Genomic DNA, 23,231 nt, shown 5'->3' with positions numbered 1-23,231 from the left:
TCTCTCATCTGCCGGGTCGACGAGGCTCCAAGAGTTCGACGAGGCTCCAAGAGTTCGACGAGGCGCACGGTCTCGTCGGCAGGCTGATTATGCCTGGAGCGTCCTGGCCCGTGTCCTATCATGGGCGCTCGATCGCGGCCTCGTACTGGTGAACCCCTGTGAGAAGGGTGGCCGTCTCTACCGGGCCAAGCGCACCGACAAGGTGTGGACGGCAACGGACGAGGCTGCGTTCCTGGCAAAGGCGCCCGTGCACATGCGCCTGCCCCTCATCCTGGCCCTCTGGACCGGTCAGCGGCAAGGCGACCTTCTCCGCCTCACCTGGTCGGCCTATGACGGCGAGACGATTCGCCTGCAGCAGAGCAAGACCGGCGCGCGGGTCGTCATCCCGGTCAGCGGACCACTGCGCGAGGCCCTGACGGCCACGGTGCGCAAGAGCCCGATCGTCCTCGTGAACTCTGAAGGCCGCCCCTGGACGAGTGACGGCTTCCGCTCGTCGTGGCGGAAAGCATGCCAAGCAGCCGCGGTGAGCGGTGTGACGTTCCACGACCTGCGCGGCACGGCGGTGAGCCGTCTGGCGCTTGCTGGATGCTCTGAAGCTGAGATTGCGACCCTGACCGGGCACTCGCTGAACGATGTGCGCTCGATCTTGGATGCTCACTACCTGAACCGTGACCCGGCACTAGCCATTGCGGCCATCAGGAAGCTCGAAACAAGAACACAATTTCCCGACCGGGTACCCGACCGGGCCTAGCTGTTCTTGGTATGAAACGGAAAAAGCGTAGTTAAATCAGTGGCTGGGGGACGAGGATTCGAACCTCGACTAGAGGAGTCAGAGTCCACTGTTCTACCGTTAAACTATCCCCCAACGAACCCTTTGAAGACAAGGCGTTTTTTACCGCCGCTCTTCGAACTGGGCCGGAAGCTTCGTGAGCGCCTCCGAACGAGGTTGTTCGCATAAGCCACTGCTCCCGTCCGGTCAACCACCCCGATGACGCCAAAATCACCGAGGATGTATTTCCACGGTCGGCGTCTCGCGGGCGGCGGAGTCGACTTCCCCGCCCAGCCTAGACCGGCCTTGCCGAGGGAGATGCAACCCGCCGACATCCATGTCACGCACTCCCGACGCGACGCACGCGCGCCCCCGCTCCTGACTGGCCGTATGTGCTGCGGCCGTGGGGCCATTCGTCCGATGGGAAAATCGTGCGTAAATGTCAGCTCACCGAAACATCCATACTTGTCCGGGGTTGGCGAAGAGAGCGTGAGGCCCGATTCATTCCGGCGGCGTTTGGGCAGGGACCGTCAGTGTTCGAGGAACGTCACAGGGTCCGCGTGGAATGAGCCCCGCCGGACAAGAGCGCTCCCGCCATGGGGCGAGGGAGGTCGCGGGTTGAGCGCGCGCGAATACGATCTTCTCGTCATTGGCGGCGGCATCAACGGCGCGGGTATCGCTCGCGACGCGGCCGGGCGCGGCCTCGGGGTGCTGCTCTGCGAGAAGGGCGATCTGTCCGAGTTCACTTCGTCCGCCTCGACGAAACTCATTCATGGCGGTCTTCGCTACCTTGAACATTACGAGTTCCGACTGGTGCGGGAGGCACTGGCCGAGCGCGAGCGCCTATTGCGGCTCGCTCCCCACATCATCTGGCCGCTGCGCTTCGTCCTGCCACACGACGAGGGCTTACGCCCTGCCTGGATGCTGAGGCTCGGTCTGTTTCTCTACGACCACCTCGCCCGCCTGCAGACCCTGCCCGGCTCGGCCTCCCTGCGCCTGCAAGGCACGGATCTGGGCGCGCCGTTGCAGCCGCGCCTGACGCGCGGGTTCGCTTATTCGGATTGCTGGGTCGAGGATAGCCGCCTCGTGGTGCTCAACGCCATGGATGCGCGCGAGCGCGGCGCCGAAATCCGGACGCGCACCGCCGTCGAATCCGCCCATCGCGATGAGACATCCTGGGTCGCCACAATCCGCGACGTCGTATCCGGCCGCCGCGAGACCGTACGTGCGGGCATGGTCGTCAACGCCGCTGGTCCCTGGGTCAGTGAGACCCTGGGGCGCACGCTCGGCCTCGCAAGCCGTGCGACGGTCAGGCTCGTCAAGGGTAGCCATATCGTCGTGAAGAGGCTCTATGACGGCGCGCAGGCCTATATCCTGCAACAGCCGGACGGGCGGATCGTCTTCGCGATCCCCTACGAGCGCGACTTCACCCTCATCGGTACCACGGATGTGCCCCATGGGGGGGAGCCGGGCCCGGTCCGAATCTCCGAGGACGAGACCCGCTATCTCTGCGACTGCATCAACCGGTCGTTCCGGGCTCGGGTCGGCCCCAACGACGTGGTGTGGAGCTTCTCGGGCGTGCGCCCGCTCTTCGACGATGCCGCCACGAATGTCTCCGCGGTGACTCGCGACTACGTCCTCGATGTCTCGGACCGCGATGGCCGCCTGCCCGTGCTCTCGGTCTATGGCGGCAAGATCACCACCTACCGGCGCCTCGCCGAACACGCGATCGGTAAGCTCGCCCCCTATCGACCGGGGTTGAAGCCCGCCTGGACCGCCACTGGGATTCTTCCCGGCGGCGACTTGCCGAATGCCGATATCACGAGGTTCCTCGGCGATCTCATGGCGCGACGGCCCTTCCTACCGCCGATGATGGCGCGGCGCCTGGCCCGTGCCTATGGCACCTGCACGGACGAGCTACTGGGCCCGGCACGGAGCCTCGCCGATCTCGGCACCGATTTCGGAGAGGGACTCACGGCGGCGGAGGTGGATTACCTGATCGATCGCGAATGGGCACGCAGCGCGCAGGACATCCTCTGGCGCCGCTCGAAACTCGGCCTGCATCTGTCACCCGAGGGACAGGCCCGGCTCGAAGACTATATGACCGGCAAGGCCAGCGCAGCCTGAGAGCCGATGGACTCGCGCCCGGCCTCGCGAGCCGTACAGGAACGACACGCTCCAAGGATGGGAGGCGGCCATGACCCGTTATGTCGGTGCCCTCGATCAGGGCACGAGCAGCACGCGCTTCATCGTCTTCGATCGCGGCGGCGCAATCGTCGCGTCGGCCCAGCGTGAGCACGAGCAGATCTATCCCTGCCCCGGCCATGTGGAGCACGACGCGAACGAGATCTGGCGCAACACCCGCATCGTCATGCGCGAGGCCCTGGCGATGGCGGGGCTGGTCGCTTCCGACCTCGTCTCCATCGGCATCACCAACCAGCGCGAGACGACGTTGATCTGGGATCGCGCCACCGGGCGCCCGCTTCACAACGCCCTGGTCTGGCAGGATACGCGAGTGGACGGGCTCGTGAGCGAGTTCGCGCGCGATGGCGGCAAGGACCGCTTCCGGACGGTCACGGGGCTACCCTTGGCGAGCTACTTCTCCGGCCTCAAACTCGCATGGCTTCTCGACCGGGTACCCGGCGCCCGCGTAGCGGCGGAGGCCGGGGATGTCCTGTTCGGCACCATCGATAGCTGGCTCGTCTGGAACCTCACGGGCGGACCCGCGGGCGGTCTGCACGTCACCGACGCAACCAATGCCAGCCGAACCCAGCTCATGGCTCTCGACACCCTCGATTGGGATCCCGGCATGATCTCGGCCTTCGGCATCCCGCGGGCGATGCTGCCGAAGATCGTCTCCTCGAGCATGGTCTATGGCGAGACGCGCGGCGCCCTCCCCGGGGTTCCCATCGCCGGCATCCTCGGCGACCAGCAGGCGGCCCTGTTCGGCCAGGCCTGCTTCTCTCCCGGCGAGGCCAAGAACACCTACGGCACCGGCTGTTTCGTGCTGATGAATACCGGCACGGCGCCGGTACCTTCCACCTGCGGCCTCGTCACCACCCTCGCCTACCGGCTCGGTGATCAGGCGCCGGTCTATGCGCTGGAAGGGTCCATCGCCATTACGGGGGCCCTGGTGCAATGGTTGCGCGACAACCTCGGCCTCATTCGGGACAGTGCCGAGATCGAGCCCCTCGCCCGCACCGTGGAGGACAATGGCGACGTGTATTTCGTGCCGGCCTTTTCCGGGCTCTACGCGCCGCATTGGCGCGAGAGTGCGCGCGGCATCATCGCGGGCCTCACCCGCTACGCCAACAAGGGCCACATCGCCCGCGCCGCTTTGGAGGCCACCGCCTACCAGACCCGCGAGGTCATCGAGGCGATGGAGACGGATTCCGGGATCGCCATCAAGGAATTACGGGCCGATGGCGGCATGGTCCGCAACGACCTCCTCATGCAGTTCCAGGCGAACCTCCTCGCGGTGCCGGTTCTGCGCCCGAAGGTGACCGAGACCACAGCACTGGGCGCCGCATACGCGGCAGGCCTCGCCACGGGCTACTGGGCCGGCACGGGCGACCTCGTCGCCAATTGGGGCGTCGACCATCGCTGGCACCCACGAATGGACGAGGACCGGCGCAACCGGCTCTACGCCGCCTGGGGCAAGGCGGTGACGCGTTCGTTCGGGTGGACGGAAGCGACGGGATGAGGAAGGTCGGCCATTGCCGGCCTTCTTCGCCTCACCGTGGCCCATCGAGAGAGAAATTGGAGGCCTCGCCCGGAATCGAACCGGGGTGCAAGGATTTGCAGTCCTCTGCGTAACCACTCCGCCACGAGGCCTCTCGCACATCCCATCGATGAGGGAATGGCGCCACCGGATCGGACGGTCGATCCGGGGTGACCGGTCTCTTACAGAGCCCGGGCCCCATCCGCAACGGGGATTCCGCGACAGGAGGCCAAACGGTGGCGAGGCCGTAAACAAAGCCGACAAATATGCGAAGAGGCCTTGCGTCCCGCCAAAGCCGTGTGTAGAGACCCCGCCGTGGTCCCCGATAGCTCAGTTGGTAGAGCAAGCGACTGTTAATCGCTTTGTCGTAGGTTCGAGTCCTACTCGGGGAGCCAATTTCCTCTTCGGTCGATTGTGACGCCGAACGAGGTATGGGTGTGAGGCCGAGCGGTCTCCTCATTTCAAACCTATTCCTGTTCAACCTCGGCCATCCATGAGCGCTTCGTTCCGCCGGACCGGCTATGCGTGGGTAGTGCAATGCGGTAGCGTCACTCGGTGCGGGGGACGTCATATTTTCGGCGTGTAGTGCTCGCATTGAGCTTCTATGTTCTCGAGCGGACGGGGCCTTCCTAACGATGGCAAAGATCGCTGACTCCGGGGGCAGTCAGAGACGGGGGCATGTCATGCTGCGGTCTATCTCCATCGTCGGAACCGCATTGCACGTTCGATGAAGTCTGCAAACATCCTGATGGACTACACGGATCTGGTGTCCTTCTTCAAAAGAGGGTTGCCGATCACCGGGATCCAACGCGTCGTCTATGAGATCACCAGCGCTATACAGGCGGACGATCTCGACTGCGTCATCACTCCCATCGGCATCACCCCCTTCAAACGGCGGCTCGCGCCCATCAGTGCCCCGATGTTGGAGCTCATCGAGGCCTATGGCCGGACCAATACCGTCAAGGGGCGCTCCCTCGTCGCCAAGGCGGTGGAGGAGCTGAGTTATGTCCGCATCTTCAAGAACCAGCCGGCGGCGGCTGCCGACAGTTCCATGCCCCGGTCCGCCCCGTGGCTCGTCATGCTCGGGGCGAGCTGGTCGCGCTCGAATTATGCCGGCATCGTCAGCGCGCTGAAATCCGCCAACATCTCCTGCCGCAAGGCGATCCTGGTCCACGACATGCTGCCGATCGAGCAGCCGAAGCTCACCTTCCGTTCAGCCCATGAGACGTTCAAGCGCTGGATCGATCTCGTGCTCGAGACGGCGGATGTGATCTTCACGCCATCTCGCGCCACCGCGGAAGCCTTGATCACCTATCAGGGGTTCGATTGCGGGCGGATCGTGACCCTCGATTTCGGAGTGTCGCAGATCGGTGACAACACCCCGCCGAGGCCGTTGAAGGTGAAGGGGCCCTACATCCTCTATGTCTCTTCGGTGCATCCGCGGAAGAATCACCGGGTCGCCATCAAGGCTTGGTCATTGGCCTTCAAGGGCAATGAGGAGGCGGCCCCGAGCCTGGTTTGCGTCGGGCACAGCAAGCGCAGGAAGCGCATGATGCTACGCGCTATTGTCAGGCGCACGCCGCTGGCCCGTAAGCTTCACTTCCTCGCCAAAGTGGACGATCTGGCGCTGCGGACCCTCTACAAGAACTGCCAGATGTTCCTGTTTCCCTCCCGCTACGAGGGGTGGGGCCTCCCGGTCGCCGAGGCCCTGAGCTTTGGCAAATTCGGCATCGTCTCGAAGACCACGTCCCTGCCCGAAGTCGGTCAGCACTTCGTCGATTATGCCCCTCCCCATATGACGAGCGAATGGGCCGCCAAGATCAAATCTTACGCTAGCGATCCCGGGTTGCTCCGGGCGAAGGAGCGCGAGATCGACAGGAACTATCGCCCCGCTACCTGGACCGATACGGGCCGGCAGATCATGGCGGCCCTTCGACGTGTGGACGAGGAGGCCAAGACCGCTCGGGCCGTCAAACGTCCCACCCCGTCCCACGGGACCCCGGCGCCGGCGGACACCGCCAGGCAGCGCGTCTCTCAGACGACATCGTGATGCTGGTCGCTCCCTCGCTGCCTTCCCATTAACGTGAACTCCTGCCCTGGACACCCCGCAGGAACCGCCTTAATCAGGCGCACCAATGACTTGAAGAGGATCCATGGATTCGGGATCGAGGCAATCAAATGCGAGATGACCTTGCTGTCTGTCGGCGAGATAAGATCTTTGGTCGCGTTGGATTGCTGGGTTTATAGTCACCTAAGCATCGATATCACTTTGTTTGGCTCCTAAATATTGATTGCCGTGGGACGAAAGCTAGAGCGTCGATCGTGTTGATGCTTGTGGGTCTAGGTTGTGCAGTGACGATGAGGTCGTCGTTTTCGTTTAGATAATCCAAGAATTGAGGACGTGATCTATGGCGACATCCATCACCCGGTACGTGCGTGAAAAAGGCGAGATTCCGCTGGCCTGGGCCGGTTCGACCATGGACATGAACTATCTCAACTTCGGCGACGCTTTGAGCCCGGTGATGATCGCGCTGCTTTCGGGCAAGCCGATCCGCAGAACGCCGATGAAGTCCTTCGCGCCTCGCCTGTCCTGCGTCGGTACGATCGGACACGGCTTCGCCAATGGTGAGGTCTGGTTCTGGGGGACGGGCTGCTCGAACTGGGCCAACCCCTCGGCGCCGGCGAACGAAAAGAAGCCGTTCGTTCCTTCGGCGGATTCGCACTTTACCGTGACCGCCACACGTGGGCCGGTCTCGGAATCGCTCCTCTCGGCCAAGACCCTCTCGCATGCCGTTCCCTACGGTGACCCAGTCTGGCTGCTGCCGCTTTTCTACAAGCCGACCGTCAAGAAGCGCTACAAGCTCGGTGTCATCCTACATCTGTCGGAGCTCGCCAATCGCGAGATGGAGGCGGTGCCGCGCAAGGAAATCGCGCGCTTCAGAATTCCGGCCGAACTCGCCGACGACGTCCATCTCATCACGACCGTCACCGAACTGCATGTCGGCGCGCTTCAGTCGAAGATCGACGAGATCCTGTCCTGCGAGCGGATCGTTTCCACCAGCCTCCACGGGATGGTGATCGCGGAATCCTACGGCATTCCCTGCCTGTATTTCGCGCCGAGCCTGAGCAAAGACGGGCTGCAATCGGTGGAGCTTACCCCCGAGGGGGATGTCGACCTGCGCATCGTCGATCTCTATACCGGCCTCGGCCTGCCGAAGATCGATGTCTACAATCAGCCGCGGCCCAAGCCGAGCGACTGGCCCGCCATCATGAAGGCCATCGACAAGAGCTGGTCGCCGAAGAGCTTCGATGGCGATGCCTTGATCAACGCCTTCCCTGTCGATCTGAGCCCGATCTCCGCCGCGCCCGGCGAGACGATCTGGGAGCACAAGGCACTGACCGACCTGAAACTCCGCCACGATGTCGGCGAATTGAACCGTCTCGACCGCAAGGAATTTCCGGGAGGTGCCAAGGCGGTGGCTGCCCGATTTCCTGATGAACCTTCCAAAGGCGCTCCCCAAGCTATGGCTGAAAAAAATGCCCCCCAACCGACTGTCGAAGATGCTGCCTTGGACGACGCGGCGAAGTTAGAAAAAAAAAAGACTTCCGCCGCTCTCCTGAAGCGCGTTAGGTCGACCTTGCCGCCCGGTTCAGTTCCCTTGGCCTGGGCGGCCAGCTCTCAGAAGTTTCCCCACGCAAATTTTGGTGACGCACTGAGTGCCGTGATGGTCGCCGCCATCTCGGGATGTGTCGTGCGGCATGCCGCCTTCGACAGCAATTCCGAGCGTCTCGTCGCGGTCGGTACCATTGGACACGCCATCCGCAACGGGACGGTCCACATGTGGGGCACCGGTCTCGATGCCCAGCGCTGCCCGGGTAGTCCGAACCCGGCGCCTTATCAGCGGCCTGCGGGAACCGAGTTCCACGTCCATGCCGTGCGTGGCCCCAAGACCGGCGCCGTGCTGAGGGCGCAGGGTATCGCGGTTCCGGAGATCTACGGCGACCCCGTTTACCTGCTGCCTAAATTCTGGCCCATGGATCACGTGGTGAAAACCCATGAGATCGGCGTCATCGTTCACCTGACCGAGCTTGCCTCCCAGGACCCCGCCGCCACTGTTCTCGACGTGATGACCCGCTACGGCATTCCCCCCGAGCGCAAGGGTGACATCCGGATCATCAACACGATCACCGACCGTGATGCGCCGTCCTTGCGCGCCAAGGTTGAGGAGATCGTGTCCTGCCGACACATCCTCTCCACCTCGCTCCACGGCCTCGTGATCGCGGAATGCTACGGTATTCCCAGTTCCTGGTTCGCTACCTATGGCCAGGGTGAAGGCCGGGAACTCAAACTCGACGACGATCAGGAGAAAGTCGATCACCGGGTGCGGGATTTCTATCTCGGCGCCGGTGTGACCCGCCTCAACGCCTTCTGCCTGGAGCGGCGCGCCAAGCCTGAATGGGACAAGGCCCTCGACTGGATCAAGGCCACATGGCGTCCCTTGGCCTACTCGCCCCAGGCCCTGTTCGAGGCCTTCCCGCTGCCGAAGGCGGTCGAGTACGAGGCGACCCCCTGGCCGGTGGAGCCGAAAGTGCTCAAAGCGCTGAAGTTCTAGGCTTCCGGCTCCGCGGAACGCGTCATATCGTCGTCCACGCGGCGATCTGGGAGAGCTGAACTCCGTCCCTTTCGGAGACGTCACCGCCCGGGGAGCAGGAACGGAATGCTTCCGTCATGGACCCGGGCCGCCGACGCGAAGACGGCACTTGGTCCAACTCTTTCATTTGGTCCGAGTCTTCTATCCTTGTCGCCAACGACCCATCGCAGAACCATCCAAGGAAGTCTGGAATGCCTAAAAGTGTGATGCTGGATGGGTATAACCTCGGGCTGGAGAAGGGTACCGGCGTCGCCACCTATGCCCGCAACCTGAGCTACGAGTTGCACGAGCTCGGCTATCGGACCGATGTCCTCTACGGGACCCGCGCCTCGCCAGGCATCGATCCGCTCCTGCGCGAGATCTCGTTCTTCGATCCGGCGGTCGGTACCCCGCCCCAATGGCTGGTGATCCTGCGCTATATCCGCGACCAGCTCACCTCACCTCTCGGGCGGCGTGCGGTGAAAGTGCCGATCACCGGCACCGTCATCAGCAAGACGTTCGAAGCGCGGATGCCGTATTTCGATCAGATCTGGAACAGCGTGAATCTGTTCGACGTCTCGCTCAGCTATTTCAAGACCTACAACCGCACGCTACGCGTCAGCGGCCTGCGCACGCCCGACATCATGCATTGGACCTATCCTCTGCCGATCCGGATTCCGGGCGCCAAGAACATCTACACCCTGCACGACCTCGTGCCCCTGCGCCTGCCCTTCACAACCGGCGACATCAAGCGGCGTTACCTGCGCCTGATGCGGCGCATCGTGAAGGATGCCGATCACATCGTCACCGTGTCCGAGACCTCGCGCCGCGACATCATCAACCTGCTCGGCTGCCCCGAGCACCGGATCACCAACACCTACCAGTCGGTGGAAATCCCGAAGAAGTTCGCCGAGAAGCCCGAAGACGTGGTCCGTCGCGAGATCGAGGGCGCGTTCGGCTTGCCCTATAAGGGCTATTTCCTGTTCTTTGGCGCCATCGAGCCCAAGAAGAATGTCGGCCGCCTCGTCGAAGCCTATCTTGCCAGCCAGGTCTCGGCGCCTCTCGTCATCGTCGGCGGCGCGGCCTGGAAATCGGATGTCGAGTTCAAGTTCATCAATCCGACGACGAACTCGTATCTCGAACAGATCGACAACATGACCTACCAGCGCGACCGCATCCGGCGGTTCGACTACGCGCCGTTCTCCCTTCTCGTCAGTCTCATCCGCGGCGCCAAGGGCGTGGTGTTCCCCTCCCTCTACGAAGGCTTCGGCCTGCCGGTGTTGGAGAGCATGCTGCTCGGCACCCCGGTCATCACCTCCAAGGAGGGCTCGACGCCTGAGGTCGCCGGCGATGCCGCGCTTCTGATCAACCCCTACGATGCCCGCGACATCGCCGACGCGATCCGCGCCGTGGATTCGGATGCGGATCTGCGCGGGCGCCTCTCCGAGATGGGCAAGGTCCAGGCGGCGAAGTATAGCCCCGAGATCTATCGCGGCCGCCTCAAGGAACTCTACGAGCGACTCTGAACGAACCTTTCCGGACCGCCGCCGGCCTCGTCGGCAGGCGGTTCGGACCACGATGAGGCCTCGACCCGAAATGGCGATTCTCGTGACCGGAGCGGCGGGCTTCATCGGTTACCATGTGGCCGATCGCTTGCTCGCACGTGGCGAGACGGTCTTCGGCATCGACAATCTCAATGATTATTATTCGGTCGCACTCAAGCGTGACCGGATTACCGATATCGCGACGCGCCGGGGCGACTCGTTCCGCTTCCTTCCCCTCGACTTCTCGGATCACGAGGCCCTGGACAGGGGGCTGGACGGGCATGGGATCGACAGGATCGTCCATCTCGGGGCGCAGGCCGGGGTGCGCTACTCCATCGAGAACCCGCGCGCCTACGTTCAGGCCAACGTGGTCGGTCACCTCAACATCCTGGAATTTGCGCGCCACCGGGGTGTGGCGCATCTCGCCTATGCCTCGTCCTCCTCGGTCTATGGCGGCAATACCTCCCTGCCCTTCCGGGTCGAGGACCGTGTCGACCATCCGGTCTCGCTCTATGCCGCCACAAAGAAAGCGGACGAGTTGATGAGCGAGACCTACGCCCATCTTTATCGCCTGCCCCAGACGGGCCTGCGCTTCTTCACCGTCTACGGGCCGTGGGGACGGCCCGACATGGCCTTGTGGCTGTTCGCCAAAGCCATCTTCGCGGGCGAGCCGATCCGTGTGTTCAACGACGGTGCGATGCGGCGGGATTTCACCTATATCGATGACATCGTCGCCGGCATCCTCGCCTGCCTCGACAATCCGCCGCCCGATGACGGCGCGGAGAAGGCGGGCGGCAGTCATGCGCCGCACCGGCTCTACAACATCGGCAACAACACGTCGGTGCCGCTTCTGCGCATGATCGACGTGCTGGAGGAAGCTTGCGGGCGTCCGGCGATCCGTCGGTCCGAGCCGATGCAGTCCGGCGACGTGAGGGAGACCTATGCCGATCTCAGCGCCATCTCCCGTGACCTCGGCTATGCCCCGACGACGCCGATCGAAATCGGCATCCCGGCCTTCGTGCGCTGGTTCAAGGCCTATCACCGGCTCGGTTGATACGAACCAGACACCCCCGCGGCGACGGCATTGCAGATGGACAGCGTCCTGTCGGGGATCCGGCTGCTAGCGGGAGGTCCCTCATCCCCCAAATGGGGGATGGCAGCAATGGGCGGGATGCTAGTGTTCCCAGGACCAACGGGCTCGACCTAACCCGGGATTCCTATGGAACAGAGATGTTCATCGATTGCCGTATCACCTACGACCTCCGATCAGATGATCGGAGCCTCGACCTTTGGACAGTGTTCGACACCAAGACCGGCCGCCCGGCATTGGTGAATGGTGTCCGGCAGGTCGGGCTTGCCTTCGCTGCGGCCGACGCACTGGTCGACGTCCTGAACGCCATGGAGCGCGCCGCGCCTGGCTCGTCCGTAACCTGGTGAAGCAGGGCGCAGCGCCCTGGATCGTCGGTCTTTTCGCCCTCATGGCCGGGAGCGTTCGCGCCGTGAGCCGATCACGGGCGTGAACGACTTTAGCCCCTTCGGCGCCCCGTCCTTAAGACAACGCTAACCCTGTTCTTTTACCACGTTGGGGTCGGCGAGGAGCCGTCCCGATGTAAGGGCCGTGCGTCTTGGACGTGGGCGATCCTCTGGGACGATCTTTGGCCGCCGCGTCCATCGCGCCGGTCCGGGATGCGCGAAGGGACGTCCGAGAAACATCCCGGGCAGTGGTCTTGTCGCGCGAGACGTTCGACGCCAGGGCCGCGGAGAGACAGTCGTCCGGGATGCGTGCAGGGCCGACCGCAGGATGGCACAGGACGGGGCTTCGTAGCCTGATCCTGACGGCCGCCGTCGCCTTGCCGGGGGTGCAGGCGCAGGCCCAGTCGCGCCCGGCGACACAGCTTGCTACCCCGACTTTCGGCAGCACGAATCCCTCCTCCGCCACGGGTGCCGGTACCACGGGTGGTCCGACCCTGCGTGGGAGCGGCGCGTCCGGCGATGCATTGACGGGTGCCGCCTCCCCAAGCGACGGCGCTTCTTCGCAGACGGACGATGGTTCGGCCGGCACCGCTGCCCGGCGGCGCTCCCCTTCGCCCGTTCCGCCTGTGGCTTCGAGCGCCGGCAACAACCGCAATCCCACCGATCTCTTGCGCCTGCGCGCGATCCCACCTCGTCGTTTCGGCGTGGCGACGACGCGGCCGGTCCGTTCCATCGTGCGGACACCGTCGCCGGACCTGCGCCTGACCCCGGTGATCCGCAACGCCGTCGTCGGCGCGCCGCTGCCGACCCCGTCACCCGCCCCGCCCCTGGCGCCGTCCCTGACCCTGCTACCGCTCGCCGGGATCAGCACGCCGGGTGCTTTCCTCGGCTCGGCCCTGCGCAGGCCGCTGGTGGTGGACGAGGCCTATGCCCCCCTCGGCATCAAGCTCGGGACCTTCACCTTCCTGCCGGTGTTCCAGCAGAGCGTGGGCTACGACACCAATCCGGACCAGGTCACGCCCAACCGCGCCAAGGGGTCGCTCGCCCTGCGCACCGAGGGCGAACTCGCCTTCCGCAGCGACTGGTCCTCGCACGAACTCGCGGGCGAACTCCGCGGCGGCTATCTCGACTTCCCTGACAACCAGGCCGCCAGCCGGCCCAACGGCGCGGGTACCGTTCGCCTGCGCCTCGACGCCAACCGCAGCACCACCGTCGATGTGGAGACCCGCTTCCTCGTCGACACGCAGCGGCCGGGCTCGCCCGACATCAATGCCACGCTCTCGAACCGCCCGATCGTGGCGAGTTACGGTACGACGATTGGTGTCACCGAGACGTTCAACCGTCTCCAGGTCTCCCTGCGGGGCCTCATCGACCGGTCGGAGTTCGAGAGCGCGACGCTCTCCAACGGGGCGATCCTGAACCAGAGCGACCGCAACCTGAACCAGTACGGGTTGAGGCTGCGCGCCTCCTACGAGATCTCGCCCGTCATCTCGCCCTTCGTCGATGTCCTGGCCGATACCCGCGTCTATGACCTGCGCACGGATTCCAACGGGATCCGCCGGAATTCCGATGGCATTACGGTCACGGGCGGCGCGCGCGTGGCGCTCACCCGTTTCGTCAACGGCGAGGTCTCGGCGGGTCTCCAGCATCGGACCTATGTCGATCCGGGCCTGAAGGACCTCACCGCGCCGATCATCAATGCGGCCCTGATCTGGACGGCGAGCCCGCTCACCACGGTGCGGCTCAACGCGGCCACCGGCATCATCGAAACCGCCGTCCCGGGATCGAGCGGCGTGCTGACCAAGGCGGTGACGCTGGAGGTGCAGCACGACCTCCTGCGCAACCTGTCGATCACGCTGGGCGGCGGTTACCTCGCCAGCGACTACGACCGGGTCAACATCACCGAGCGTGGTTTCTCAGCCACCGCACGGCTCGACTACCGCTTCAACCGCTGGCTCTCCCTGCGCGGCAGCTACATCTACCAGCAGATCGACAGCAGTTCCGCTGGGTCGAGCTTCAGTGCCAATACCTGGCTGCTGGGGCTACGGGTCACGCCTTGAGGGGGCTCGGGCCGCCTCCTGAAACCTGAGCGTCCGCAGGGCTTCAGGCGGCCTCTGTCAGGTGCCGGATAAGGCCCTACCGCGCCAATGCCAGCGACGCGCCGGACTTCGAGAGCGCACCGTCCAGCGCCCCGCCGCCCTGGCGCAGGCGGGCCGTCACGGTGCCGCCTGGCTGGTAGAGATAGACCTCGCCGTCGCGGTAATCCCAGGCCGTGACCTTCGCCAGATCCTTGTTGGCGCAACCGGACGCATTCGCCTTGTAGAGGTCGAGGGCGGGGGCGCTCGACAGGGAGACCTTGCAGGTCGCGCCCGTGGCGTCCCTGGCGTTCCAGCTTCCCACCACCGAGGAGCGACCGCTCGACACGACCGGCGGAGCCGGCGGTGGCACATAGACCGGCTCGGCAACGACCGGGGCAGGCGCGACGGCCACGTCCGTACCTACCGGAGGCGGGGCGTCGACAGGGGCGGCGCTGGCGCCGGGGGGAGGAGCAAGGGGGGAAGAGGTCACCGGACCGGCGGGCATGGCCGGAGCGGCCGGCTCGAGGGCGGCCTGGGCACCCAGACCGGCACGGCTGCCGCGGCTCGGCCCATCGAGGCGCGACGAGCTGCAGGCGCCGAGGCCTGCGGCAAGGGCGACGAGGGCAACGGTCGACAGGACTTGACGCGGCATCGATCTCTCTTCCCGGCGGGGACATCGGCAATAGACCGCTGCGTCACCGCCAATTGCGCTGACGGCAAGGCAATGCGGGACGATCGAGAGGGGAAAGGCGCATTGCTCTGGCTTTTCGGACACGGTGTGGCGGCAAGGCCTCAATCGCCTCCGCGCATGCTCGCGGCCTCAGCGCCGAGGTGCCACTCCATCGATGGCAAGCCGAAGATGCATGGGCCCGCGCAAGGCAGCGCCCGAGCGATAGGGAGGCGGATCGTCGATCAGACGCGGATGGACGAGGCGTTGTGCCAGCGCCACCAGGGCCGCCTCGGCCTCGAACCGGGCGAGCGGCGCGCCCGCGCAATAATGGAGTCCGCCGCCGAAGCCGAAATGACGGATATCGGGGCGATCCGGATCGAACCGGTCCGGATCGCAGAACACCGCCGGGTCGCGATTTCCGGAGGCGAGGAGGAGGACAATGTCGGCACCCTCCGGGATGGTGATGCCGGCGATGTCGATGGCGCTCAATGCCCGCCTTGTCCGGAAATGCACCGGTGGGTCGTAGCGCAGCATCTCTTCGATGAGACGCGGGGCGAGGTCCGGCTCGCCGGCGAGCCGCGCGAGGATATCGGGGTGGCGCACCAGAGCCAGCGTGCTGTTGGCGATGAGGTTCACGGTGGTTTCGTGCCCGGCCACCAGCAGCAGGATGGCGCTGGCGATGAGGTCGACTTCGCCCATCCCCGGTTCGCCGCCTGGCCCGGAACCGGCACTCAGGCCCGACAGCATGTCGTCTTGCGGATGTCGGCGCTTTTCCTTGATGAGGCCACGCATGTAGGTGGAGATCTCGTCGAAGGTGGTGATGTTCTTCGCTCGTGCCTCTTCGTTGCCGAGGTTGTCCGGTTCGAGGGCCGAGGCGAGCTGCGTCGCCCAGCCGTGGAATTGCGGCTCGTCCTCCGGCGGCACGCCGAGCATTTCGCAGATCACCGTGACGGGAAGCGGATAGGCGAGGTCGCAGACGAGGTCGAAGCTCGTCGCATCGCTCTGCTTGTCCAGGAGGTCGGCCACGAGGTCATGCGAGCGCCCACGCATGGCATGAACGCGCTGATGGGTGAATTGCCCCATCACGGCCATCCGCAACCTGTCGTGATCCGGTGGATCGCGGAAGATGAAGGGGCGATGGGTGTTGGTGAGGTGGTCCTTGACCGGGTTGACGATCCAGTCCGAGAACGGATTACCGGTCCGGGGGCGTTCGCTCGGCGGCAGTGTCTCCGAACTGATCCGCGGATCGTGCAGAAGGCTCGTGATCGCCGCATGGGTCGAGACCACATAGATGCCGTCGTCCTGGCGTGAGACGGGCGTCTCGCGCAGTCGGGCATAGAGCGGATAGGGATCGGCCCGGTTCGCCTCGTCCTTGACCGCCTCGAACAGCTGTCCGGTCTTCATGGCGATGTCCGTTTCTCGGGAAAGCCCGGCGACAGCACCGTCAGATTGTGTTCGTCGGTTCCACCGCGGATGGGGGGGAATGGTGCGCGGGCGGCGATCTGCTCGGCATAGGCGGGAAGCCACCGGGCGGAATCGAACGACACGGCTGCGATGCAGCGGCCTTTCGCGCCGTAGACGACGACGAAGCGGCCCTCCTTCGGGCTCCCCTGCGCGAAGACCATGGAATCCGCCCCTTCGGTGAGGCCGACCGACTTGATCGTGATCCCGCCCTGGGACGACCAGAAGGCGGGCATCTCGTCATAGTCCGTCTCATTGGCTTCGCCCGCGAGAAGGCGCCCGGCGTGCTCGCCCTGCGCCACGGCGTGTCCCCAATGTTCAAGGGCGACGGGACGTCCGTCAAAGAGCGGATGGGGGAACCGCGCCACGTCGCCGGCCGCGGCGATGGCCCTGTCCGGACGCCCCTCGGTGTCGAGGGCGTGGCCGGCCTCGTTGCAGACGACGCCGCCCGGCCCGGCATCGAGCCCCGATCCACTCAGCCATTCAGTGTTGCGCACCGCGCCCAACGCCACCACCACGAGGTCGGTTTCGACTACATTGCCGTCCTCGAGAATGGCCCGGACCACCCGGCCTGCCTCATTGCCTTCGAGCCGCGCGACCTTGGTCCGGCTGCGCAGGTCGACGCCGAGAGCTCGGTGCAGGGCAGCGACGATCTCGCCCACCGGCTGCCCGAGAATCCGGGCGAGGGGCGCCGGCCCCGGATCGATCAGCGTGACGGCGCGGTCGAGGGCCCGGCAGGAGGCCGCGACCTCGCAGCCGATGAAACCCGCGCCGATGATGAGGACGCGCTTGGGGCCGGCGGCGAGCGCCTGACGCAGGGCGGCGGCATCGTCGCGCCCGCGCAGGGTATGGACCCCGGCAAGGCCTGCCTCGGTCGGGTTCGGCCATGATCGTGCGCGCGAACCCGTGGCGATGAGAAGCCGGTCATACGACAAGGTCGTACCGTCGGCGAGGCGGACCTCGCGCGCCTGCCTGTCGAGACCGGTGGCGGCCACGCCGAGCCGCCAATCGGCAGCGAGGGCGTGGAGGTTCGGCAGGACCGTCGCTTCGGGCGCCACCTCGCCCGTAAGAGCGGATTTGGAGAGCGGCGGCCGGTCGTAGGGGCGATGTGGCTCATCGCCGACAAGGGTGAGGCGGCCGGCAAAGCCCGCGCGGCGCAGGGCCTCGGCCCCGCGCAGGCCCGCCAGGGACGCGCCGACCACCACCGTATGTCCCCCGGTGTTCTTCCTTTCGGCGTCCATGCTTCTCATCGGCCCTGTCGCTCCGGATCCTCGACGCGGATCGCCTGGACCGGGCAGGACACCCGAGCGCGCTCGATGGCGAGACGGGTGGAGGAAGAGGGAGCGGGGTCGTAGAACAAAGCCTCTCGCCCATGCAGAACGAAATGCCCCGGCGCCGCGTAGCAGCACTGAGCATAGGCTTGGCAACGGTTGAGATCGACGGTGACGCGCAAGGGTGGCGTCGCGTCGGGTGGCAAGGAAGAATCTGGCATGAGGCTCGCTGCAGGAATCACCCGACAAGGTTTCCGGCGAGCCGAGGTTCCGTCGCGAGCGCAAAGGTCGCGTAAGCGCTTCACGATTCGGCGTCGGTCCCGAGCTTCCGGTGCATCACCAGGGCATCGACCAATCCGAGGGTCGGATGCCGGAACGCGTCGGGCAGGCGCGCAAGTTCCGAGAAGCCGAGGCGCTTCCACAGGGCTACCGCGCGGGTATTGCTGGCGACGACGAAGTTGAACTGCATTGCCAGGAAGCCCTGCCGGGCGGCATCGTCGATGGCGTGTCGTCCCATGGCGCGGGCGATGCCGCGGCCGACCGCGTCGGGATGCGTCATGAAACCGGCATTGGCCACATGGGCCCCGCCACCCTGCTGGTTCGCCTTGAGCATGAAGGTACCGAGCACCCTGCCCTCGTCCACGGCGATGAAGACCTGGTTTGCCGGGGCGAACCAATAGTCCAGCATGGCCTTGCGGGATCCGTCACGCGGAAGCGCATAGGTCTCGCCCGCCCGGATCACCGGCTCGAGGATGGACCAGATCGCATCGGAATCGTCGGGTTCGGCGGCACGAATAAGAAGGGACGTCATCGTTCGATCCGGGCTCATGCCACTCCGATTCTTCCCCAACCGGGAAGTTTGATCGCCGGGCGGCGCAGGTCGAGTCCTGCGACGAGGCCGAGCAGGTTGATCTCGACCCCCTCGACCCAGCCGACAGTGATACCGGCATAGCCGCCGACGGTCAGCCTGATTCCGGTGCCGCTCGGCGTGCGCTCGACGATGCGTCCGGGAGGCGCCCAATCCTTCCCCAGCGCCGTCGGCGGAAGAGTGACCTGCGGCTCCGGCAGGCGGGCCAGCACATGCGCCGCGAAGCTGTTCGAGTTCGGGCCTGGCCAAGCCCGGTAGGTTCCGAGCGCCCGGTAGGGGTAGTCGGCCACGGCCGCGCGGATCGCCGGGATAGCGCGGGCGGCATCGTCCCCGTCGAGGGCGAGAATGGTTTGCGGATCGTTGCCGAACCAGCGGCCGTCTGCGGCCCAGCCATCCGTGCGGACCGGCATCCCCCAGCCGACCACGTCGTAGCGGGTGTAGCGGGCGGCACCGGCCGGTTTCACCACGATCCAGCTGTGATGGGCAAAGATCCCGCGCCAGCGCCCGACACGCGCCGCATAGACCCTGACGAGGGCCGGATCGGTCGCTTTGGGCGGGCGCAACAGCCCGGCGCTCGACCAGTCGGCCACTGCCCAATCCGCTGCGCCGCCGCCCCGCGCCGTCCACCACAGCGCATGGGTGCCAAGTGGCAGAAGGAACAGACCGAGCAGAAGGAGGCCGAGCATTCGGAAGGTGGTGCCAAGGAGGGAGAGGGAGATCACGAGCAAGAATGTTTGCCTGCGCCGAGCCTCCCGCAAGCGCCGCCTTCGTCGCAGCGGCGCCTGCCGTTGATGCAGTTCGGCAACAGGCGGGGCTCCAACCGTCCATCAGCGCCCTCCCCCCCTTGCGGAAATAGACGCTCTCGCGGATGAAACATTATAACATAATTCTTGAGGGGCCTGATGCGGACGAGACGATCGAGGATCTGGCTGGCCGGGACGATGCTATCCGGCGCGGGCCTGACATCCGGCGCGATGGTCGCTCCCGTAGCGGCCCAGCAGGCCGAGGCGACGCTCTCCGAACTCAGCGTGACCTCCGCGAGCCCGATCCTTCCCGCCCCCGGCCCTTCCGCCGTGGGTGGGTTTCCCACCGGCGTGCTACCGGTCGTCGGCGACAGCTTTTCCCCCGTCACGGTGGTGACCCGCTCCGAGATTCAGCGCAACCAGCCCCGCACCCTCGGCGACGCCCTATCCGACCGCCCCGGTATCTCGTCCTCGACCTATGCGCCGGGCGCGGCTTCGCGGCCGATCATTCGCGGCCTCGACAATGCGCGGGTGCGAATTCAGGAGAACGGAATCGTCAATGGCGGCGTATCCGATCTCGGCGAGGACCATGCGGTGCCGGTCAACCCGCTCACCGCCGATCGGATCGAGGTGATCCGGGGCCCGGCGACCCTGCGCTACGGCTCGGGCGCTATCGGCGGCGTGGTCTCGTCCGAGAATAACCAAGTGCCGACCTTCATTCCGGCCCGGGGTGTCTCCGGCCAGGTCACCACCGGCTATTCCAGTGTCGATAACGGTCGGCTCGGCGCGGCGAGCGTCGATGCCGGGGCCAACGGCATCGCGGTCCATGCCGACGGCTTCAAGACGGCCACCGATTCCTACGCGATTCCCGGCGGCATCCAGCGCAACTCGGCCACCGAGACGCAGGGCGGCTCCATCGGAGTCTCGGCGATCGGCGATCGCGGATTTCTCGGCGTGTCGTTCAGCCATTACGAGGCGATGTACCAGATCCCCGGTGGCGAGTCGGAAGAGACCCGCTCAAGTCTGAACCCGAAGCAGGACCGGGTGCTCGCACGTGGCGAGTACCGACCGCTCCAAGGGCCGTTCGAGGTTCTACGGTTCTGGGCCGGCGGCTCGGTCTACCGCCACGAAGAGATCGGTCTGGCGCATCACGACCATGAGCATGAGCACGACCATGAGGAGGTGGCCGGCCCCGAAGGCGTGCAGGCCATCTTCAAGAACCGCGAGGTCGAGGCCAGGTTCGAGGCGCAGCACGTACCGGTCGTCACCGCGCTCGGCACCCTGACCGGCGCGGTTGGCGTGCAGACCAGCCGGCGCGTCCTCAATTCGCAGCTCGAGAGCTTCCTGCCGCCGACGGAATCGCGCTCCCTGGCCGCCTATTTGTTCGAGGAACTTGCAGTCGGGGGCGGCCTGCGCTTCCAGGCGGCCGGCCGGATCGGGAACGACCGGCTCAACAGCATCGCCACGCTGTTCCCGACCGACTATCTGCCCGGCGGCATCGATCCGTCGAGCTACCCACTGACCCGCCGCTTCGCCCCCAAGATTCTGAGCTTCGGCGCTCTGCAGGACCTCCCCTACGGGTTCGTGGCGAGCATTAACGGCTCCTATGTCGAGCGCGCGCCCACCAGCTACGAGCTGTTCTCGCAGGGACCGCACCACGCCTCCGCGACCTTCGAGATCGGTGATCCGACCCTGAAGCTGGAACGCGCCCGCACGATGGAGCTCAGTCTGCGCCGGGCCGAAGGTCCCCTGCGCCTCGACGCGACCGGATATGTGACGCGCTATACCGGCTTCATCTACCGCCGGGATACGGGCAACCGCTGCGACGACGATTTCGCCTCTTGCGGCAGCGGCGACGAATTGCGCCAGATCGTCTACTCCCAGGCCAACACGACCTTCTACGGCGCCGAGATCGGCGCGCAGCTCGACATCCTTCCCGTTGGCGACGGCTGGGCCGGGATCGAGGCGCAATACGATTTCGTACGGGCGCAGTTCGACGACGGTTCCTACGTTCCGCGCATTCCTCCCCATCGTCTGGGTGGTGGCGCCTTCCTGCGAGCGAATGGCTGGTTCGGCCGTGTGAACCTGCTTCACGCCTTCGACCATACGGAGATCGCGCCGTTCGAGACGCTGACCCGGGGCTGGAACGACCTCCGCGCCGAACTGGCCTACACGCAGTCCGTCGACCCGGCGATCTACGGTGCCACCGAGGTCACGGTGGGGCTCCAGGGGCGCAACCTCCTCGACGACGATATCCGCAACTCCGCGTCGTTCAAGAAGGACGAGATCCTGCTGCCAGGTCGCAACGTTCGGCTGTTCCTGACGGCCCGGTTCTGAAGCCGGACCCCTCCTCGAATCGGGCCGCACCGGCCCGTTTCGGGACCGATGAGACCGAAGTCGGACAGTTAGCTGCCCGCGGCGTGACAAACCGTGCTATAATGTGAGCAACCCCGCACGAACCCGTGCCCTGGGCAACTCCATGAGGCCCAAGTGGCGAATGCGTTTAAAAGTGGTGCGTCCCAGTCGCGCACCACTAACGATTTCAACGAACGGGCCAAGCAGCTCTCCGAGCGTCTCGGCGCTATCGAGAAGCCGGCGCAGATGAAGCGCGGCAACGCCCCGCGCCGCTCGTTCAAGGCCGGCCCCCGCCCCGAGGCCGATACCGAGCCGAAGGGCGAGGTCGAGACGACCTCCGAGAAAGACGAAGGCGAAGCTGAGGGCGAGGCTTAAACTTCGGCCTCCTGTCGCTAGTCCTGATGCGGCATTGAACCGGCGCGCCGAATCTCGCGTTCCGAGCATCTGTTCAATGCCTGTCATCGTGCTCCATTCTCGGCGCGTGTGCCGCGAAGAAACGCGAAGGGCCCGGAGCGCCGCAGCGGATGCGAAATCCGGTACGACGTTCCGAGCCCTTGTCTCATCCAGCGTCCGGCGCCCCCCGGAGCGGCGAGGCTAACCCTTCCCCGGGAGGGCTTCCTCTGTGGGTGTCAGCGGCGAGCCTTGGCCTTGCGAGCCGCGTAGCGCGCATCGCGCTGGGCCTTCTTCTCGGCGAGTTCGATCGCCTTGCGTTCGGCGGCGAGACGCGTCTCTTCCTCTTCGCGGGCGATCTGTGCGGCGAGCTCCGCCTCCTCGCGAGCGCGCTTCTCTTCAGCGGCCTTCTTTTCGGCCGCGATGCGGGCGGCTTCGCGTTCGCGAGCCCTCTCGTCCCGGGCGCGGGCAACCGCGGCGCGGGCCTGGGCCTTGGCAACCATTTCCGGGTCATCCGCCGGAGGACGGGCCTTGAATTTTTCCAGCAGCATCTGCTTGGCGCTGGCGGAGTTCTTACGGCGGTCGTCGAAATTCCTGTAGTCGAAGGCGCTCATCTGACCTTTCTCGGGTGGTGCGTCTCGGCCCGTTCCGCGAGCGGAAGCGCGCGGCGCTGAGCCTTGCTGTGAATCATCGGAAGACGGGATCGAATCGAAAAGCCCAATGCCTCACGATTCGGCCGGAATCAACAGAAGCCGCCCATGACAGGGCGGCTTCCTACGCATGTGTTGAACGAAGGCCTCACTGAACGGCCCTCGCCCTTAGCGGTTCAGGCCGCCTGAAGGTTGCCGGCGGACTGCTTGCCGGTGCGACGGTCGTTCTCGATCTCGTAGGACAGCTTCTGTCCCTCGATGAGATTGCGCATACCCGCGCGTTCCACGGCCGAGATATGGACGAACACGTCCTTGCCGCCGTCATCAGGCTGAATGAAGCCGTAGCCCTTGGTTTCGTTGAACCATTTCACGGTGCCCGTGCTCATGGTGATGTCCTTCTCGTCGTCGGGAGGAACGCGATTGCAGTCTTCGCGCCCTCGTCTCGAATTGTGTGGGGAGGGGCCTCTCGGGCCGCAGAAAACGACGTGCGGCCGACAGGGCGCAGGGTTTCGGAGATGCGATGAGATCGAAGCGACAGACCGCGGCAGTTCTGCAATGACTGCTGGGCGTGCGACCCGGATTGAACCGGCGGGGGATCGTGGAAGAC

Annotated in this window: 19 protein-coding genes and 3 tRNA genes; 12 read left to right on the top strand and 10 right to left on the bottom strand. The window is 65.5% G+C overall.

Annotation, left to right across the window (positions count from 1 at the left end):
• Positions 1-148 precede the first annotated feature (148 nt).
• On the top strand, positions 149-751 hold the full coding sequence (locus AC0IXR_RS13585) for a tyrosine-type recombinase/integrase (RefSeq protein ID WP_471761092.1): 603 nt from the start codon (positions 149-151) through the stop codon (positions 749-751).
• A gap of 40 nt (positions 752-791) precedes the next feature.
• Here the strand turns inward: AC0IXR_RS13585 and AC0IXR_RS13580 are convergent.
• Positions 792-865 (bottom strand) — tRNA-Gln (locus tag AC0IXR_RS13580).
• A 522-nt stretch (positions 866-1,387) separates the two neighbouring features.
• Here AC0IXR_RS13580 and glpD point away from each other — a divergent pair.
• Both glpD and glpK read left to right on the top strand, forming a co-directional pair.
• Positions 1,388-2,896 (top strand): glycerol-3-phosphate dehydrogenase, encoded by a 1,509-nt coding sequence (gene glpD / locus AC0IXR_RS13575; RefSeq protein ID WP_311274400.1) that lies wholly within the window; start codon positions 1,388-1,390, stop codon positions 2,894-2,896.
• Positions 2,897-2,966: 70 nt separating this feature from the next.
• Positions 2,967-4,472 (top strand): glycerol kinase GlpK, encoded by a 1,506-nt coding sequence (gene glpK / locus AC0IXR_RS13570; protein ID WP_311274399.1) that lies wholly within the window; start codon positions 2,967-2,969, stop codon positions 4,470-4,472.
• 57 nt (positions 4,473-4,529) lie between these two features.
• Here the strand turns inward: glpK and AC0IXR_RS13565 are convergent.
• Positions 4,530-4,603 (bottom strand) — tRNA-Cys (locus AC0IXR_RS13565).
• A 206-nt stretch (positions 4,604-4,809) separates the two neighbouring features.
• On the opposite strand from AC0IXR_RS13565, the gene AC0IXR_RS13560 reads away from it, so the two are divergent.
• From AC0IXR_RS13560 to AC0IXR_RS13530, 7 genes are all read left to right on the top strand, one after another.
• A tRNA-Asn gene (locus AC0IXR_RS13560) sits at positions 4,810-4,885 on the top strand.
• Between the two features lie 332 nt (positions 4,886-5,217).
• Positions 5,218-6,540, top strand: coding sequence for a glycosyltransferase family 4 protein (locus tag AC0IXR_RS13555; RefSeq protein ID WP_056433899.1), 1,323 nt, complete (start codon positions 5,218-5,220; stop codon positions 6,538-6,540).
• 358 nt (positions 6,541-6,898) lie between these two features.
• On the top strand, positions 6,899-9,103 hold the full coding sequence (locus tag AC0IXR_RS13550) for a polysaccharide pyruvyl transferase family protein (protein WP_311274398.1): 2,205 nt from the start codon (positions 6,899-6,901) through the stop codon (positions 9,101-9,103).
• A gap of 230 nt (positions 9,104-9,333) precedes the next feature.
• Positions 9,334-10,647, top strand: coding sequence for a glycosyltransferase family 4 protein (locus AC0IXR_RS13545; protein WP_244477932.1), 1,314 nt, complete (start codon positions 9,334-9,336; stop codon positions 10,645-10,647).
• A gap of 70 nt (positions 10,648-10,717) precedes the next feature.
• Entirely contained in the window at positions 10,718-11,719 is a 1,002-nt protein-coding gene (locus AC0IXR_RS13540; protein WP_056433889.1) for an NAD-dependent epimerase/dehydratase family protein, read from the top strand.
• A gap of 176 nt (positions 11,720-11,895) precedes the next feature.
• On the top strand, positions 11,896-12,102 hold the full coding sequence (locus AC0IXR_RS13535) for a hypothetical protein (protein WP_056433887.1): 207 nt from the start codon (positions 11,896-11,898) through the stop codon (positions 12,100-12,102).
• Between the two features lie 341 nt (positions 12,103-12,443).
• Positions 12,444-14,198: an outer membrane beta-barrel protein gene (locus AC0IXR_RS13530; protein WP_471761091.1), complete on the top strand. Its 1,755-nt coding sequence runs from the start codon at positions 12,444-12,446 to the stop codon at positions 14,196-14,198.
• Positions 14,199-14,274: 76 nt separating this feature from the next.
• Here the strand turns inward: AC0IXR_RS13530 and AC0IXR_RS13525 are convergent, their stop codons facing one another.
• The 6 genes from AC0IXR_RS13525 to AC0IXR_RS13500 form a co-directional block, all read right to left on the bottom strand.
• Complete coding sequence (locus tag AC0IXR_RS13525) at positions 14,275-14,868, bottom strand: AprI/Inh family metalloprotease inhibitor (RefSeq protein WP_311274396.1); 594 nt, start codon at positions 14,866-14,868, stop codon at positions 14,275-14,277.
• A 168-nt stretch (positions 14,869-15,036) separates the two neighbouring features.
• Positions 15,037-16,290 (bottom strand): cytochrome P450, encoded by a 1,254-nt coding sequence (locus AC0IXR_RS13520; RefSeq protein WP_471761090.1) that lies wholly within the window; start codon positions 16,288-16,290, stop codon positions 15,037-15,039.
• Positions 16,287-17,588: an NAD(P)/FAD-dependent oxidoreductase gene (locus tag AC0IXR_RS13515; protein WP_311274393.1), complete on the bottom strand. Its 1,302-nt coding sequence runs from the start codon at positions 17,586-17,588 to the stop codon at positions 16,287-16,289. The genes AC0IXR_RS13520 and AC0IXR_RS13515 overlap by 4 nt, the downstream gene beginning before the upstream one ends.
• A 5-nt stretch (positions 17,589-17,593) precedes the next feature.
• A complete protein-coding gene (locus AC0IXR_RS13510) occupies positions 17,594-17,839 on the bottom strand; it encodes a ferredoxin (protein ID WP_471761089.1) in 246 nt (81 codons plus the stop codon).
• An 80-nt stretch (positions 17,840-17,919) separates the two neighbouring features.
• Positions 17,920-18,429 carry a GNAT family N-acetyltransferase gene (locus AC0IXR_RS13505; RefSeq protein ID WP_471761088.1) on the bottom strand — a complete coding sequence of 170 codons (510 nt, stop codon included), beginning with the start codon at positions 18,427-18,429 and terminating at the stop codon, positions 17,920-17,922.
• 14 nt (positions 18,430-18,443) lie between these two features.
• Positions 18,444-19,172 (bottom strand): DUF3750 domain-containing protein, encoded by a 729-nt coding sequence (locus AC0IXR_RS13500; RefSeq protein ID WP_056434251.1) that lies wholly within the window; start codon positions 19,170-19,172, stop codon positions 18,444-18,446.
• A 216-nt stretch (positions 19,173-19,388) separates the two neighbouring features.
• Between AC0IXR_RS13500 and AC0IXR_RS13495 the strand changes: the two genes are divergently transcribed.
• The gene (locus tag AC0IXR_RS13495) at positions 19,389-21,566 is read left to right on the top strand and encodes a TonB-dependent receptor (protein ID WP_471761087.1); all 2,178 of its coding nucleotides are present in this window, start codon (positions 19,389-19,391) and stop codon (positions 21,564-21,566) included.
• A gap of 153 nt (positions 21,567-21,719) precedes the next feature.
• Positions 21,720-21,959 (top strand): hypothetical protein, encoded by a 240-nt coding sequence (locus AC0IXR_RS13490; RefSeq protein WP_056433863.1) that lies wholly within the window; start codon positions 21,720-21,722, stop codon positions 21,957-21,959.
• A gap of 254 nt (positions 21,960-22,213) precedes the next feature.
• On the opposite strand, the gene AC0IXR_RS13485 is transcribed toward AC0IXR_RS13490, so the two are convergent.
• Together AC0IXR_RS13485 and AC0IXR_RS13480 are read right to left on the bottom strand one after the other, a co-directional pair.
• Entirely contained in the window at positions 22,214-22,588 is a 375-nt protein-coding gene (locus AC0IXR_RS13485) for a DUF6481 family protein (protein ID WP_056433860.1), read from the bottom strand.
• Positions 22,589-22,800: 212 nt separating this feature from the next.
• Positions 22,801-23,010, bottom strand: coding sequence for a cold-shock protein (locus tag AC0IXR_RS13480; protein WP_018043862.1), 210 nt, complete (start codon positions 23,008-23,010; stop codon positions 22,801-22,803).
• Positions 23,011-23,231: the final 221 nt, after the last annotated feature.

It is taken from the genome of Methylobacterium sp. AC832, from assembly GCF_979256025.1.
Note: the sequence above shows the minus strand (reverse complement) of the source record. Positions and strands in the feature narration are given on the sequence as shown.

Coding starts and splice junctions, on each gene's coding strand:
- AC0IXR_RS13535 (WP_056433887.1), top strand. CDS start 11,896: ATGTTCATCGATTGCCGTATCACCTACGACCTCCGATCAGATGATCGG.
- glpK (WP_311274399.1), top strand. CDS start 2,967: ATGACCCGTTATGTCGGTGCCCTCGATCAGGGCACGAGCAGCACGCGC.
- AC0IXR_RS13550 (WP_311274398.1), top strand. CDS start 6,899: ATGGCGACATCCATCACCCGGTACGTGCGTGAAAAAGGCGAGATTCCG.
- AC0IXR_RS13540 (WP_056433889.1), top strand. CDS start 10,718: ATGGCGATTCTCGTGACCGGAGCGGCGGGCTTCATCGGTTACCATGTG.
- AC0IXR_RS13530 (WP_471761091.1), top strand. CDS start 12,444: ATGCGTGCAGGGCCGACCGCAGGATGGCACAGGACGGGGCTTCGTAGC.
- AC0IXR_RS13505 (WP_471761088.1), bottom strand. CDS start 18,429: ATGACGTCCCTTCTTATTCGTGCCGCCGAACCCGACGATTCCGATGCG.
- AC0IXR_RS13545 (WP_244477932.1), top strand. CDS start 9,334: ATGCCTAAAAGTGTGATGCTGGATGGGTATAACCTCGGGCTGGAGAAG.
- AC0IXR_RS13510 (WP_471761089.1), bottom strand. CDS start 17,839: ATGCCAGATTCTTCCTTGCCACCCGACGCGACGCCACCCTTGCGCGTC.
- AC0IXR_RS13485 (WP_056433860.1), bottom strand. CDS start 22,588: ATGAGCGCCTTCGACTACAGGAATTTCGACGACCGCCGTAAGAACTCC.
- AC0IXR_RS13515 (WP_311274393.1), bottom strand. CDS start 17,588: ATGGACGCCGAAAGGAAGAACACCGGGGGACATACGGTGGTGGTCGGC.
- AC0IXR_RS13480 (WP_018043862.1), bottom strand. CDS start 23,010: ATGAGCACGGGCACCGTGAAATGGTTCAACGAAACCAAGGGCTACGGC.
- AC0IXR_RS13500 (WP_056434251.1), bottom strand. CDS start 19,172: ATGCTCGGCCTCCTTCTGCTCGGTCTGTTCCTTCTGCCACTTGGCACC.
- AC0IXR_RS13495 (WP_471761087.1), top strand. CDS start 19,389: ATGCGGACGAGACGATCGAGGATCTGGCTGGCCGGGACGATGCTATCC.
- AC0IXR_RS13555 (WP_056433899.1), top strand. CDS start 5,218: ATGAAGTCTGCAAACATCCTGATGGACTACACGGATCTGGTGTCCTTC.
- AC0IXR_RS13520 (WP_471761090.1), bottom strand. CDS start 16,290: ATGAAGACCGGACAGCTGTTCGAGGCGGTCAAGGACGAGGCGAACCGG.
- AC0IXR_RS13525 (WP_311274396.1), bottom strand. CDS start 14,868: ATGCCGCGTCAAGTCCTGTCGACCGTTGCCCTCGTCGCCCTTGCCGCA.